The 13,488-nt window shown below is 62.4% G+C and carries 10 protein-coding genes; 2 read left to right on the forward strand and 8 right to left on the reverse strand.

Going from position 1 to position 13,488, the window contains the following annotated elements:
- Positions 1 to 205: 205 nt before the first annotated feature.
- Together LQ215_RS09030 and LQ215_RS09035 are read left to right on the forward strand one after the other, a co-directional pair.
- Complete coding sequence (locus LQ215_RS09030) at positions 206 to 739, forward strand: PQQ-dependent catabolism-associated CXXCW motif protein (RefSeq protein ID WP_230149016.1); 534 nt, start codon at positions 206 to 208, stop codon at positions 737 to 739.
- 60 nt (positions 740 to 799) lie between these two features.
- Positions 800 to 1,465: a response regulator transcription factor gene (locus LQ215_RS09035; RefSeq protein WP_014338437.1), complete on the forward strand. Its 666-nt coding sequence runs from the start codon at positions 800 to 802 to the stop codon at positions 1,463 to 1,465.
- A gap of 222 nt (positions 1,466 to 1,687) precedes the next feature.
- On the opposite strand, the gene nahK is transcribed toward LQ215_RS09035, so the two are convergent.
- The 8 genes from nahK to nosR form a co-directional block, all read right to left on the reverse strand.
- Positions 1,688 to 4,330: a hybrid sensor histidine kinase/response regulator NahK/ErcS' gene (gene nahK, locus LQ215_RS09040; protein WP_230149018.1), complete on the reverse strand. Its 2,643-nt coding sequence runs from the start codon at positions 4,328 to 4,330 to the stop codon at positions 1,688 to 1,690.
- Positions 4,260 to 5,423, reverse strand: coding sequence for a nitric oxide-sensing protein NosP (gene nosP / locus LQ215_RS09045; RefSeq protein WP_230149027.1), 1,164 nt, complete (start codon positions 5,421 to 5,423; stop codon positions 4,260 to 4,262). Before nosP ends, nahK begins: the two co-directional genes overlap by 71 nt.
- 179 nt (positions 5,424 to 5,602) lie before the next feature.
- A complete protein-coding gene (locus LQ215_RS09050) occupies positions 5,603 to 6,130 on the reverse strand; it encodes a nitrous oxide reductase accessory protein NosL (protein WP_230149029.1) in 528 nt (175 codons plus the stop codon).
- A gap of 31 nt (positions 6,131 to 6,161) precedes the next feature.
- On the reverse strand, positions 6,162 to 6,992 hold the full coding sequence (locus LQ215_RS09055; protein ID WP_230149031.1) for an ABC transporter permease: 831 nt from the start codon (positions 6,990 to 6,992) through the stop codon (positions 6,162 to 6,164).
- Positions 6,989 to 7,906, reverse strand: a complete 918-nt coding sequence (locus tag LQ215_RS09060; RefSeq protein WP_063321461.1) for an ABC transporter ATP-binding protein — start codon at positions 7,904 to 7,906, stop codon at positions 6,989 to 6,991. The genes LQ215_RS09055 and LQ215_RS09060 overlap by 4 nt, the downstream gene beginning before the upstream one ends.
- Positions 7,903 to 9,216, reverse strand: coding sequence for a nitrous oxide reductase family maturation protein NosD (locus tag LQ215_RS09065; protein WP_230149032.1), 1,314 nt, complete (start codon positions 9,214 to 9,216; stop codon positions 7,903 to 7,905). The genes LQ215_RS09060 and LQ215_RS09065 overlap by 4 nt, the downstream gene beginning before the upstream one ends.
- A gap of 25 nt (positions 9,217 to 9,241) precedes the next feature.
- Positions 9,242 to 11,161, reverse strand: coding sequence for a TAT-dependent nitrous-oxide reductase (gene nosZ / locus LQ215_RS09070; protein ID WP_230149034.1), 1,920 nt, complete (start codon positions 11,159 to 11,161; stop codon positions 9,242 to 9,244).
- A gap of 53 nt (positions 11,162 to 11,214) precedes the next feature.
- A complete protein-coding gene (nosR, locus tag LQ215_RS09075; RefSeq protein WP_230149036.1) occupies positions 11,215 to 13,365 on the reverse strand; it encodes a transcriptional regulator NosR in 2,151 nt (716 codons plus the stop codon).
- Positions 13,366 to 13,488: the final 123 nt, after the last annotated feature.

The following is a 13,488-nucleotide window of genomic DNA, read 5'->3' on the forward strand; positions in this document are numbered from 1 at the left end:
CGATAGCGGTGTATCAGTCAACATCATTGCTGAGTGATCCGCCGCTATCGCGAGCAAGCTCGCTCCCAGAAGTTTCTCCACAAGGGTTCTGTGCAGGGCCCATGGCCAAAATTACTACTTTAGTACTGGTTTTCGTGTCTATGGTCGCATTCACAAGACCTCGACCCTGGCATGTAATGGGCGCATAACAAAAAGGATAAATCCTATGCCCCGTTTGCTGGCGATCCTCCTGCTGGGCCTGGCGCTGAATGTCGCGCAGGCCGAGACCGCGCTGTTTTCAGCGCAGGGCTATCGCATCGCCCAATACCGCAGCCCGACGCCCGCCACCGTCGACGGCGCCCAGACCCTCGACACCCAGGCCCTGCAACGTCTGCTCGGTCAAGCCCAGCCTCCGGTGCTGATCGACGTTTATCGTCGGCCGTGGCTCCAAGGACGTTTCATCGACAACGAACCCCACGCCAACCTCCCCGGCAGCCTGTGGCTGGCCAATACCGGTGACGGCGAGCTCGACCCGACCTGGCAGGACTACTTCAGCCATCACCTGCGCACGGCCACCGGCGGGCGGCTGGATCTACCGCTGGTCTTTTATTGCCGCGCCGATTGCTGGTTGAGCTGGAACGCGGTAAAACGCGCCGCCGCCATGGGCTATAAGCAAGTGTACTGGTATCGCGATGGCCTCGATGCCTGGGAGGCGGCCAACCTGCCCCTGCAAGCGGCCCGGCCCGAACCCTTCCCCTGACTTTGCTAAGAAACGCGTGCAACTGCCCTGCCCCACACGACAATAACGAGGTGAATGGCCATGTATAAAATCCTGATAGCCGACGATCACCCACTGTTTCGCGAAGCCATCCACAACGTCATCAGCGACGGCTTTCCTGGCAGCGAGGTCATGGAGACCGCCGACCTGGACAGTGCCCTGGCCTTGACAGCCGAGCACGACGACCTGGACCTGATCCTGCTGGACCTGAACATGCCCGGCATGCACGGGCTCAATGGCCTGATCAACCTGCGCAACGAGGCGCCGACCATCCCCGTGGTGATTGTCTCCGCCGAGCAGGACAAGCAGGTGGTGCTGCAAGCCATCACCTATGGTGCGGTGGGTTTCATCACCAAATCCTCGCCACGCTCGCAGATGACCGACGCCATCGAGCAGATCCTCAACGGCAACGTGTACCTGCCGCCCGACATCATTCGCACGCAAAAAAGCCCGATGGGCCGGCGCCTGAACGAAAACCCGAGCTTCCCGCCGGAACTGCTCCAGGCCTTGACCCGCAAGCAATTGCTGGTGCTCGAACGCATGACCAAGGGCGAATCGAACAAACAGATCGCCTACACCCTGGACATCGCCGAAACCACGGTCAAGGCCCACGTCTCGGCGATCCTGCGCAAACTCAACGTGCACAACCGGGTGCAGGCGATCCTCAGTGCCGGGGATATTGATTTCGGGGCTTATTTGCGGCGTTGACACATGTCCCTGTGGCGAGGGCGGTTGCTCCCGCTGGGCTCTGTAGGAGCTGGCGAAGCCTGCGATCTTTTGATCTTGATCTTGATCTTGATCTTTCGCTTGAGACTCAACTGTCTGGGACAAGATCGCAGCCTCGTTGCACTCGACAGCTCCTACACAGCTCCTACACAGCTCCTGCAGCGCCAGCGGGAGCAAGCTCCCTTGCCACAAAAGCCATTCGGCTCAATGGCTCTGGGCCTGGCCCAACAGATGACTCATCGCAATCTTCAGCTTCATCGGCCGCACCGGCTTATGCATCAGGGTGTGCCCGCGTTCGCGGATCTGCTGCTTGAGTTCGTTGCTGTAGTTGGCGGTGATCATCATGGCCGGGATCGGTGAGGCACGGCGGGCGTTGATCCTGGCCACCGCATCGACGCCGTTCTGATCGTGGTCCAGGTGATAATCGGCGATCAGCAAGTCGGCCTCGGCGTGGTAGTTGTCCACCTGGCGGGCCAGGTCCTGTTCCGACAACGCGGTGACTACCTGGCAACCCCAGCCCTCCAGCAACGTACGCATGCCGGCACAGATCGCCGCATCGTTATCCAGCACCCAGACCCGCGCCCCACGCAGGCGTTCGAGCATCGGCTCGCTCATGTCCAGGCACGGCAGCGGCTTGGGCGCGGTGGCGCTCAAGGGCACGTCGATAGAGAACATCGAGCCCTTGCCCGGCCAGGAGCGCACCTGGATCCGGTGCCCGAGGATCCCGGCGATTTTCTCGACAATCGCCAGGCCCAGGCCCAACCCACGGTCCTGGTTCGGGCGCTGCACGTCGCCGCGCTTGAACTCCTGGAATATTTCCTCCAGGCGGTTTTCGGCAATGCCGATGCCGCTGTCCCAGACCTGGATCGACACGCGCTGGCGATGTCGGCGGCAACCCAGCACCACCCGGCCGTTGGGGGTATAGCGAATGGCGTTGCTCAGCAGGTTGCGCAGGATGCGCGCGAGCAATTGCATGTCGCTGCGCACCAGCACCGAACAGCCGACAAAGTGCAGCTCTAGCCCTTCGCTGCGGGCGACCTGGGCATATTCGGCGGCCAGGTTGTCGAGCAACTCGCTGAGGCCAAACGGCGCGACATCGGCCTTGATCACCCCGGCGTCGAGCTTGGAGATGTCCACCAGGGTGCCCAGCAGGTTCTCGACGTCCTGCAGTGAATTGCTAACGTTGCGCACCAGTTGCGCGTTGGCGACCGGCTCGCGGCGCTCCAGCAAAGCACTGGTGAACAGCCGGGCGGCGTTGAGCGGTTGCAGCAGGTCATGGCTGACCGCTGCGAGAAACTTGGTCTTCGACAGGTTGGCCTGCTCGGCCTCGCGCTTGGCCTCCCGCAGGCGCAACTCCACCCGGCTGCGCTCATCGATCTCGCGCAGCAACTGGTCGTTGAGGGTGGTCAGTTCCGCCGTGCGTTCCTGCACGCGTTGTTCCAGGTTCTGGTAGGCCTGGTGCAGCGCTTCGGCGGTACGCCGGCGTTCGGTGATGTCGCGGATCAGCACGAAAATCCCCACCACTTCGCCGTTGGCCAAGCGGTTGGGCACATAGGAGCGCAGCATGTAGCGCTCCTGGTTGTTGATGTTGGTCTCGGCGAATTCGAAGGTGACGCTCTCACCCGCCAACGCCCGCGCCACGTAGGCCTCCAGGCGCTGGTAATGCTGCTCGCTGTGGGCTTCGCGCAGGCTCTGGCCGAGCATCACGCCACGGGGCCAGCAATACCATTGCTCGTAGACCTTGTTGGTGAATTCGTAGACCAGGTCGGCGTTGAGGTAGGCGATCAATGCCGGCACATGGTCGGTGATCAGGCGGATCCAGCGCTCGCTTTCACTCAGCGCCTCGGCGTGCTGGTAGCGTTCGGTGATGTCGGTGAAGGTGTTGACGTAACCGCCGGTGGGCAACGGATGCGTACGGATCTCCAGGACCCGGCCATCGGACAGGCGCTGCTCGGATTCGTGGATCAGCCGGCCGTTGCTGTCGCGACTGGCCGGGGTCAGCAGTTGCAATTCACTGTCGGCAATCACTTCGTTGAATGGCCGGTGCGCCGCTACCGGGGCCAGGCCGCTGAGTTCGAGGAAGCGCCGGTTCCACAACTCCAGCACGCCTTGGGCGTTGACCATCGCCACGCCCTGGGACAGGTTGTCCACCGCCCGCTGCAACAGGTGGGATTTCTGCGCGATGGCCTGCTCGCGACGCACGGTTTCGCTGAGCTTGACGTCGGTGATGTCGGTAAACAGGATGACCCGGCCGCCCTCCTGGGTCGGCCGCTCGCTGACTTGCAGCCAGCGCCCGTTCTGCAAGCGATACAGCACGTGTTCGTCGGCCTGGCCCCGGGGCTCTTCGCTGAACAACCCGTTGGCGGTCATCAAGCGCTTGACCTCGGAGAGGCGCATGCCGGCAATGATGCGCACCCGGCTGTTGGCCCAGAAAGCCTTGAAGCGGCTGTTGAACAGGACGATGCGTTGCTGCTCGTCGAACAGCACAAACGCATCGGAGATGCTTTCGATGGCGTCGATCAGGTGCCGGTGGGCGGTTTCTGCCCGCAGCCGCGCCTCGCCCAGCAAGTGATTGCCGGCCTTGAGTTCAGCCATGGCCTGGTTCAGCGCGTCAGTGCGCTCGCGTACCTGCTCGGCCAGCACCACCGAATGCTGGAACGCCGCATACGGGTCGTTGCCCCGGGTTACGCCGGACTCCACCCGTTCGATCAGCGCCTCGTTGATGCGCCGCAATTTGCGATTTTCATGCTGCAGGGCAGCGAGCTGGGCCTGCAGCTCAACGATGGCCGGGGACGCGATGGCGGGCAATGGCAACTCCGGTGAACGTCTGGTTGATGTGCATGCCATTGAACTGTTCTCCATAGGTGTTGAACCCCATCACCCGTTGTTCGCGCAGGAACTGGCCGATCTGCTCCAGGCCGCCGCGATCTTCCAGCTCCAGGCGCCGGAGAAAGCAATCGCAGCCGATGGTCAGCAGCAAGTCACCGAGGCGTGCCTGCAAACCGTCGAACAGCGTTTGCAGGTTGTGCAGCAAGGGCCCGGGGGTCATGGCGGTGAGAACGATGCCGTTTTCCACCGCACAGTAGAAACTCAGGCTCAGGTCCGGGTGCACCTGCTGGATCGCCCGCACGTAGTACTGGTCGTTGATGCGCACCGCCAAGGGATGGGCGGCGAAGACCCGGTAGTCGAGGGCGCTCACCGGCACGCCGATGTGCCGGGCGTATTCTTCGGCGGCGGGTTCGGCGTTGAGCTCGTAGACCCGTCGCGAGGCGCTGTCGGCGCCGGTCACCACCAGTTTTTCCTCCCGGGGCAGGATGTGATGGGTGGTGAAGACTTCGAATTCCAACCAGGTGTTGATCAGTACCACCACGGCCGCGCCGCTGTGGAACTGACCTTCGAAGTACACGTGGGTGTGGGTCAGGTAGTTGTCGTCGCCGGCCGAACCGCCGAAATGCGGGATGTCCCCCAGCGCGGCGCTCAAGGCCGCCAGCACCATTTCCTCGCGGCTGGACAGGCCATCGAGCAAGGTCAAGGCGAAACTGTGACCCTTGATCGGTGCCAAGGCGTTACTGCGACAGCCGCTCGCCAGGCGCTCGACCATTTGCTGGGCGTCGATCAGGCTGAAGCGCTCCATTTCACCGATCAGCTCGGCGGCAATGGAGAAGTGCCGATGATCGAAACCCACCGCCGTCACACAGTTGCGACCATAGCCCTGGGCGGTGATTTCACCGGCGCTGGTACAGCCCACCAGGCGAATCCCGCCGAAACTCTGGGACAGGGCCTGGCCCAGGGCCGGCAGGTCGTATTCGGCGGAACAGAAAAACAGCACGAAGCCCAGGTGCGGGTGCAACAACTGCCGCGCCAACTCCTGGGCCACCTGCTGGACGTCCGTCGCCTGGGACATGGCGCTCACCACACCTTCGCTCTGGGCCTGCTGCATCTTCGCCTCCGCCGGGTGCGTGATAGGAACCCTGAGTGTACGAAGCTGCGTCGAGTCCACGAATGCTACTTGGGTAGCGGGTGGACGCTTCCATGGGATGAGATTGATGCACAACGTGGCGAGGGAGCTTGCTCCCTCGCCACAAAGGCGGTTCGGCATACAAGTAAGATTGCCAGGTATCAGTGACTCATCGGCGCCATGGCAGTCGCCTGCCCCAGCAGTTTCTGGTCGATGTCTTCCAGGCGCAGCACCCGGCCGCCGGTGTCGCTGGCGAGTTTTTGTGCCGCCTGGGGGTCGGAGAACGAGGCCAGTACCACGCCCATGGCACCTTTGAGCCCGCTGCCAATGACGAAGTAGGCGGTGCGGGCGTCGATCAGGTGGGCGTCATCCGGCGTGTCCCAATGGCTGCGGCCCATGTCGTGGACATACAGCTTGACGTCGGCCCGATGGTTTTCCGGCTGCAACCACCAGCCCAGCATCTCCGCCGGCGAGCAGAATTTCTTCACACCCCCTGCCCCGACCGCCGCGCCCTTGGGCCCGGGGAAGTCATTGATGACCATGCCACACACATGGCACTCGTCACTGGAATGGAACCCCAGCGCCGCCTCGCTGGCCGCAGGTGGCTCGGCCTTGTCGCAAGCCGCCAGCGCCAAGCACATCGTTAATCCGGCCAAGAGGCGGCCCACCTTGAAGTACACCCTGTTCATCGTTACATGCTCCTTGATCAAATTTAGAAATTCATGGGCATCGGCGATTGAACAACCGATAAGCCAACCACAACGGCACCGCCATCCACAGGCCCAGGCACAGCCAGAGCAACCGCGCCGACACCGGCAGGTCGCTGCCCAAAGTCAGCACCGCGGCGCCGCTGGACGCCGCATCGAACCCGGACAGGTTGATCAGCCGATACACATCCGTTGGGTTGAACAGCAACAGCCATGGCAACAGTTCCGGGCTGAAGCGCCCTTCGCTCAGCACCAGCAACGCCAGCAAGGCCAGGTCGAACACCAGCACGAAGAAAAACCAAACCCCCAGCGCCAATCCGGCGGCGGTGGATTTCTCCGCCGACAGGCTGCTCAGCACATAGGCCAACCCGAGGAACACCCAGCCCAGCAGCGTGCTGGACACCATGAACCGACCGAAGGCCCAGAGCAGCAGGCTCAACTGGACATCGTCCACCAACAGGGCGATGGCAAGCATCGCGCAGCCAAAACCGATGAAGGTGGCCAGGGCCAGGATCAAGCCGTGCCCGACAAACTTGCCCAGCAGCAATTGGCCGCGGCCCAACGGGTAGGTCAGTAACAGCAACAAGGTGCCGCTTTCGTCCTCGCCGACAATCGCGTCATAGGCCAGCAGCAAGGCAATCAAGGGCATCAGGAAGGTCGCCAGGCTGGACAGGCTCGCCACCGTGGCGGGTACCGAGGTGAACCCCAGTTGACCGGACGCCGCCGCGCCGAGCCAGGCGATGCCGATCGCCAGCACCGCGAACAACAGGCTGATCGCCAACAACCAGCGATTGCGCAGGCCATCGCTGAATTCCTTGCGGGCCATGTTCCAGACCGGATTCATAGGCGCGTCTCCTCGGCCGCCGCACGGACCATGTAATGACGGTACAAATCCTCCAGCGACGGCGGCTTGATCTCGACATCCGACGGGTCATCCTGGGCCAGCAGCTGGCGCAGCAATTTAAGTTTGCTGCCATCCGGCGCGGACACCTGCACCCCTTCGGCGCCCCAGCCCTGGGTGGCGTGCCCTTCACTGCGCCAATGCTGGCGAAGCCAGTCGGCCCGCGACAGGCCCGAGGCGCGGATCAGCGTCGGCAGCCCGGCGTCCTCGCGCAGCCGGGCCAGGCTGCCCAGGGCCAACAGGCGCCCGCGGGTGAGAATCGCGGCGCGGTTGATGTGAGCTTCCACGCCAGGCAAGACGTGAGAGCAGAGAATGATGCTGGTGCCCTGCCAACGCAGGCGGTCGAGCAACTGATAGAGGTCCTGGGTGGCGATGGGGTCCAGGCCCACGGTCGGTTCATCCAGCAATAACAGGCGCGGTTGGCCGAGCAGCGCCTGGGCCAGACCGAGACGCTGGCGCATGCCCTTGGAATACGTCTTCACGCGCCGTGTCGCGGCACCCGCCAGCCCGACCTCTTCCAGCAAGCGCTGCACTTGCTCCGGCGCAGCGCCTTTGAGCCGGGCAAAATGGCGCAAGGTTTCCAGCCCGCTCAATTGCGGATAAAACATCACGTTCTCGGGCAGATAACCGAGCATCTGCCGCACGCTCGGGTCGCTGGGCGCGCGGCCGAAGACACGTACCTGCCCCTCGCTGGCCCGCAGCAAACCGAGGATCAGTTTCATGGTGGTGGTCTTGCCCGCACCGTTATGCCCGAACAGGCCGAGCACTTCGCCCTGGGCCAGGTTCAAGTCCAGCCCGCGCAGCACGGCGACATCGCCATAGTACTGGCTGACCCCTTCGATCTCGACGACGTTCAAGACGCGTCCTCCTGGGCACTGTTGCGTGGCGGGGGTTGGACAGGCGTTTCCATCAGCGGATGACTGTCCATCACCCCGGGGGATTTCATCACCGGGAAGGCTCGCTGCACCCAACGCAGCAGTTCGATCCCCGGGCTGTTCATCAACAAGCGCACCTGGGGATACAGCCACAGCAGGCGATCGACGTTGTCGTTGGGTTCATAGGCGACATCGCCCAGGCCATCGCCGTTGCGATCCCAGCCCAGGTAGTCGCTCCAGTAATTGCCGCGGCCGTCCGCCGACCATTCTTGCAACCGCGTGGCCACATACTTGACCTGGCGCTGGTTGTGGACGAAGGCATTACCGGCGATGCGGTTATCCTCCGAGCCGGCCGTCAGGTGGATACCCACGGCGCTGCGCTCGAAATGGTTGCCTTCGATGCGGTTGAACAACGAGTTGTAGATGAACAGGGCCTTGCCCTCGGCGCCGGTGATCATGGTGTCGCCGGTGGACCCGTCGCGCACGTCGGTGACGAAGTTGTCGCGCAGTGTGGAATAGGTGATGTAGTTCATCAGGATCCCGTAGTTCTGATCCTGTTCGGAGCGATTGCCGATGACCGTCAACTGGCGGCTTTGCATCAAGGCATAACCGGTGCGGGTACGCCGGGTGACGTTATCCAGCAAGCGGTTATCGTTGGCGAACATGTAATGCACGCCGTAGCGCAGGTCCTCCAGGACATTGCCCTGGAGCAGGTTGCCATTGGAGGTGTCGATGTAGATGCCGTCGCGGGTTTCGCGTACCTGATTACCGATGACCCGGGCGCCGTGTACGGCATACAAATGAATGCCATTGCCACGGTCCTGGGAGCGCAGGCTGGGGTCGCCCTGGATGCGGTTGTCGATCAGGCTGACGTCCCGCGTGCCATCGACCCAGATACCGAAGCCCTGGCCCTGCATCCGGTTGCCACGCACCACCGCCCCTTGAGCAACCGGTTGGATGAACACGGCCGCGTTCATGGCCGTCAGGTCGTGGCCCCAGTCCAGGAAGGTACAGCCCTGGATCCGCACGTTCGGGGCGCGAATGATCAGGCCATTGCCCTCGCCCTGGCCCTGGAATATCGCCTGCGGCGCACAGGTGAGGGTCATGGGCTGGTCGATGCTGAACGAGCCCCGGTACTGGCCCGCAGGCAGGCGCCATTGCTGGTCGCCCTCGGCCTGCAAAGGCAAATTAGTGATCGGCTGCGGCGCGCCGAACGCGCCGCCCGACAGCAGGCAGAACAACAGGGCAATGACCGGTCGACGAACGTTTGGATGCTGCGTATTCGCGGTCATTGCGCCTGTCTCCCTAGTGAATGACTCAGGCTTTTTCAACCAGCATGCGCCCGACCATTTCCATGTGCAGGGCGTGGCAGAACCAGCTGCAGTAGTACCAATGCAAACCGGCCTTGTCGGCGGTGAAGGTGATCGACGAGGTCTGTTGCGGGCTGATCTCCATGCTGGCGCCGTGGTTGGTCATGACAAAACCGTGGGACACGTCTTCGATCTGGTCGATGTTGGTGATGGTCACCGTCACCTCGTTGCCTTGCTTGACGGTGAACTCCGTCAAGCCATAGGCCGGCGCCATCGAGGTCATGTACACCCGCACCTTGTTGCCGTCGCGGATGACCTTGTTGTCGGTTTCCAGGTTGATGCCGTCCTTCTTCGCCCGGGTCACGGTGTCGGCGAAAAACGGGTCGTTGCGGCTCCAGATTTTCTGGGTCTTGATCTGGTCGCGCCGGGCGAGAATGCAGTCATGGGGTTCGGCGAAGGCCGGGCCGTCGTGCACCAGCTTCATTTCTTCACCGGAAATGTCGATCAGTTGATCGTTTTCCGGGTGCAATGGGCCGGTGGGCAGGAAGCGGTCCTTGGAGAATTTGCACAACACCACCAGCCACTTGCCGTCCGCCTCGCTGGTTTCGGTCAGGGACGCATGGTTGTGGCCGGGCTGGTACTGGACGTCGAGTTTCTGCTTGATGTAGTTGACCTTCTCGCCCTTGTAGGCGCGGATGGCCTCGTCCATGTTCCACTTCACCACCTGGCTGTCGATGAACAAGGTGGTATAGGCATTGCCGCGCCCGTCGAACGTGGTGTGCAGCGGTCCAAGCCCCAGTTCCGGCTCGGCGACGATCACTTCGCGTGGGTCCTTGAAGCGGTCGGCGAACAAATCGTCCAGGCGGTCGATGGCAATCATCGAGACCGTAGGCGACAGCTTGCCGTTGGCGATGAAGTATTTGCCGTCCGACGAGGTGTTGAGCCCATGGGGGTTCTTCGGCACGGGAATGTAGCGGGTGAATTCGGAGTCCTTGCCATCGATTTTGCGGCCATCGACCACCGGCACCTTGGAACCGTCCAGGGTGATGAACTTGCCGGCCTTGATCGCTGCCTCGATGCGCGGAATGTTGTACACCACCACCCAGTCGCGCTCGTTGCGCATCATGCCGCCCAGGTCGTAGGCCTTTTCGGAGTTGTAGCAGGTGCTCGCGGCGTATTTGCCGGTGTAGTCGGCATCGGTGTTGTCCAGGTTGCCGTCGACGATCACCTGGAAGGCCATTTCCATTTTTTCGGCATCGATGGCGTTGAACATCGTGAAGCTGTTCTTGTCCTGCAGGTCGAAGGTATGGCCGTCGTTGGGGTGCGGGATCACGAACTCAGCGTTGGCGAACACGTACTTGGTGTACGGCACCTTTTGCAGGCGCAGGCCGTGGATGGCTTGCACGTTGGGCACCGTGAGCATCTTGTCGCACTTCATGATGTCCAGGCGAATGCGCGCGACCCGGGAGTTGGCCTTGTCGTTGATGAACAGGTATTTGCCGTCGTACTTGCCGTCGGTCATGGAGATGTGCGGGTGGTGGCAATCGCCGTTCTGGTACTTGGCGCTGTCGCCCAGGATGCGCTTGCTTTCGTTGGTCAGGCCCCAACCGGTGGCCGAATCGACGTTGAACACCGGGATGCGCATCAGCTCACGCATCGACGGTACGCCCAGCACCCGTACCTCGCCTTGGTGGCCGCCGCTCCAGAAACCGTAGTATTCGTCGAGTTCCCCGGGCCCGACGTGGATCTTGGACTTGGCCTCCTTGGCCGCCGCGGCCCAGGACTCACGGGTGAACGTCCCGGCCCCCAGCGCCGTCGCACCGGCCAGTACGGCACCGGTTACCGCGCCGGTGCCGAGAAAAGTGCGCCGGCTGACACCCCTGGGTTCTTCCACCGCGCCTGGGGTCTGGTTTTTCTTATCGCTCATGCTGTGTGCTCCATGAAGAATTAAACGGTCAAGGGACAGGTCATTGGGGTGCCTCAAGGCGCCGGGGTCACCTGCACCACGGGAATCAGTTGCGCATCGGTCACGGTCGCCTTGCCGCGCTTCTTGCGCTTGTTGATCAGCGGGGGGCATTTGTTTTCGTTGTGCCAGGTCATCTGGCAGTCGAGGCAGTAATGGCATTCGTTGGCATTGATCCGGCCATCGGGATGAATCGCCTGGATCTCGCATTCCTTGGCGCACAGTTGGCAGGGGTTGCCACATTCCTTGCGGCGCTTGAGCCAGTCGAACAGCCGCAGCCGGGTCGGCATCGCCAGGGCCGCGCCCAGCGGGCAGACGTAGCGGCAATAGACTTTGCGGGTAAAGATATTGATCACCAGCAGTCCCACTGCGTAGGCCACGAACCACCACTGGCGGTCGAACCTGAGGGTGATGGCGGTCTTGAAGGGTTCCACTTCGGCCAGCCGTTCAGCGGTGGCCATCGACTCCAGCGAAACGCCGAACAGCACCAGCAAAATGATGTACTTGATCGCCCACAGCCGCTCATGCACGGCGAACGGCAACTCGTATTGGGGCACCTTGAGCTTGCGCGCCAGTTCGTTGATCAACTCCTGCAACGCGCCGAACGGACACAGCCAGCCGCAGAACACCCCACGCCCCCACAGCAGGATGCTGCCGGCGGTGAACACCCAGAGAATGAAGATCAGCGGATCGGTGAGGAACAGCTCCCAGCGAAAGCCTTCGAACAAGGCGTGGACGAAGGTCAGCACGTTGACCACGGATAACTGCGCCAGCGCGTAGCCGCCGAGAAACACTACTGTGAAGACCAGGTAGCCGCGGCGCAGCCAATGCAACAGCCTCGGCCGCCGGGCCAGTGAATCCTGGAAAAACAGGATCGCCGTCAGCACCAGCAGGGCTACGCCAAGCACGCTGATTTCGACACTTTTCTGGTACCAGAGCGTCAGCCACATCGGCCGGCTGGCTTCTTCGGCGGCCGCCAGTTGCTCGGCGGTGGGCAATGGCCGTTCCAGGTAAGGTTCGGGCAGTTGATAGGCCAACTCGAAACTGCTGAAGGTGCCGCTGACCGGTCCGGTCTGGCGGCGCACCAGCAGTTCCAGGGTCCAGGGTGAGCCAGGGTCGAAACGGTGGGAGGCACGGATGATGAAAATCGCCATTTCATCGAAGTCCGGCATGTCGTCGAGGGCCACATCATTCAGGCGCTGAAAATCCAAGTCGCGAAAGCTGATGGTGTCGCCGGACTGACGCAGTTGCACCCGGTCGAAGATGCCGCCACGCACGTATCCCGAACCCTTGAAGGAATAACGACCGCTGCCCATCACCGCGATGGCCTGCTCGCCCGGCTTGAGCTCGGCCATCAGTGTGCGGTATTGCGCCTCACCCAGCAGGTTGCGACCGATGGTGGGCGGGTTGAGGTGGGTGGCATAGAGGTCGATGAAGGTGTCGTTCACCTGCTCGCCGCTGGCGGTCTCGACCTGTTCGGCCTCAGTGCCTTTGAAGGAAGCGTCGACCTGGCCACGGGTCAGGAGTAGACGGCGGACAGCGCCGTTGCCGGTCAGGGTCTTCCAGTCGGCGGGCTCGTAGATGTCCTCGCGCACACGCGCCGGCGCCACGGCCAACCCCGCATCGCCCTTGACCAGGCCCAGGGACACCGCGACATCGTGGGCGGCACGCATGATGACTTCGTTGACCACCATCGCCGTCACGGTGGCCCCGGCGATGGCATCCACGGTCACGGCATTCGGATCGCTGGAATGCCCCACTACCACCCGTTGGTTGACCTTGATGCCGCTGTAGCGCGCGCTGAACGCGTGGAGTTTTTCTTCGGCGATGCCGATCAGCAGGATCGGCTCATGGTGTTCGAGCACATAGGCATCGAGAATCACACCGGCCGGATCGAGAATGACCTGGACGTTGATCGGCTTGCCTGAATAGGCGGGAATGTCCACCACGTCCAGGCTCTGGAACACATAGCCCACGACCTTGCCGGCAGCGGACAGCGTGCGCACCTTGAACCGCCCTTCGGGCTCGGAGATCGAGTCGGTCTGTTTCAGGACATGCTGGATGCGTTGTTGCGGGACGTCACCGTAGTCCTTGGCCTGGGCCAGGCCTGTGAACAACAGCAGGAAAACGAACAACCCACGGAGCCAGAAGCGGGATAGGTGCAGCATTACAAAGGGAGGGGTCATGGACGCCAGGGCTTAAAGACAGGATCTTGGCGATCATGGTAGGGGCCGGCCCCTTCTTCGGCCCTTGATTGAAATCAACTTGGGAAAAACTTAAGCCTTGCCCCA

Source organism: Pseudomonas brassicacearum, assembly GCF_918698105.1.
In the GTDB taxonomy this organism is placed as follows: domain Bacteria; phylum Pseudomonadota; class Gammaproteobacteria; order Pseudomonadales; family Pseudomonadaceae; genus Aquipseudomonas; species Aquipseudomonas brassicacearum_F.